Raw genomic sequence first — 628 nt, 5'->3', positions numbered from 1 at the left:
TGTAGGACTACAATACATATTGGACATCTGAATAAAAAAGGATGAAGGAAACGGCCTCATCGGTTATAGTTGAAGTTGCGGACAACAACCGAACGAGAGGAGGCCAGATCCTTCATGAACAAGAGTATAACACAGGACATGGCGTATCGGCAATCCCTGATGAAATACGCGGAGAAATACGGCGTGAGCCGTGCCAGCCGCAAGTACAACAAGAGCCGGTCGTATATCTACTTCTGGAAGGCTCGCTGGGACGGCTCGGTACGATCCCTGGCCTGTCAGTCACGGCGTCCCCACAGCCACCCAAACCAGCACACGGAGTCGGAGCTGAAGCTGATCCAGGACATGCGCCGCCGCAGCCCCGGCCTGGGCATGATAGAGCTGTGGTACCGGCTTCGGCAGCGGGGCTATACCCGCCGCCCGGAGAGCCTGTTCCGGGTGATGCGCAGGCTGGGGTTGTTCCCAACGGCGGAGAAGAAAAAAGCCTACAAGCCCAAGCCTTACGAGCAGATGACCTATCCCGGCCAGCGGGTGCAGGTGGACGTAAAGGTGGTGCCCCGCAAATGTATCGCAGACTCAGAACTTCGCCTGTTCCAATATACCGCCATCGACGAGTTCACCCGCCTGCGTT

1 protein-coding gene is annotated in these 628 nt (G+C 57.0%); it reads left to right on the top strand.

The annotated features are described in order from the left end of the window. Nucleotides 1-114: 114 nt before the first annotated feature. Nucleotides 115-628 (top strand): hypothetical protein (locus HMPREF0372_RS00650; RefSeq protein ID WP_007488047.1); only part of this gene is annotated, 514 nt, incomplete at its 3' end.

This window comes from Flavonifractor plautii ATCC 29863 (assembly GCF_000239295.1).
Lineage (GTDB): Bacteria > Bacillota > Clostridia > Oscillospirales > Oscillospiraceae > Flavonifractor > Flavonifractor plautii.
Note: the sequence above shows the minus strand (reverse complement) of the source record. Positions and strands in the feature narration are given on the sequence as shown.